This is a genomic window from Pseudomonas sp. GW823-FHT02C02 (genome assembly GCF_058797635.1).
In genome coordinates this window covers 1-530 of sequence record NZ_JBXAJV010000044.1, presented here as the reverse complement: position 1 = coordinate 530, position 530 = coordinate 1, and the positions used below count along the sequence as shown (strand labels likewise).

1 protein-coding gene is annotated in these 530 nt (G+C 61.7%); it reads right to left on the bottom strand.

All coding sequences use genetic code 11. The annotated features are described in order from the left end of the window. On the bottom strand, nt 1-530 hold a 530-nt coding region (locus AC1ROI_RS33890; RefSeq protein WP_207235076.1), incomplete at both ends, for an AMP-binding enzyme.

The window sequence follows — 530 nt, the reverse complement described above, 5'->3', positions numbered from 1 at the left end:
GTCGCAATCTTGCGCAGGATCCGGCGCATGATCTTGCCCGAACGGGTTTTCGGCAGCCCCGGTGCCCACTGGATCACGTCCGGCGAAGCAATCGGACCGATCTCTTTACGCACCCAGTTTTTCAGTTCCAGACGCAGTTGCTCGCTCGGCTCTTCACCCGCGATCAACGTGACGTAGACATAAATGCCCTGCCCCTTGATGTCGTGCGGCACACCGACCACGGCCGCTTCGGCAACTTTCGGGTGCGCAACCATCGCGCTTTCGATCTCGGCGGTGCCCATGCGGTGGCCGGACACGTTGAGCACGTCGTCCACACGCCCGGTGATCCAGTAGTAACCGTCTTCATCGCGACGTGCGCCGTCACCGGTGAAGTACATGCCACGGAAGGTCTTGAAGTAGGTGTCGACGAAGCGGTCATGGTCGCCGTACAGCGTGCGCGCCTGGCCTGGCCACGAATCGAGAATCACCAGGTTGCCCTCGGCCACGCCTTCGATGATGTTGCCCAGGTTGTCGACCAACGCTGGCACCAC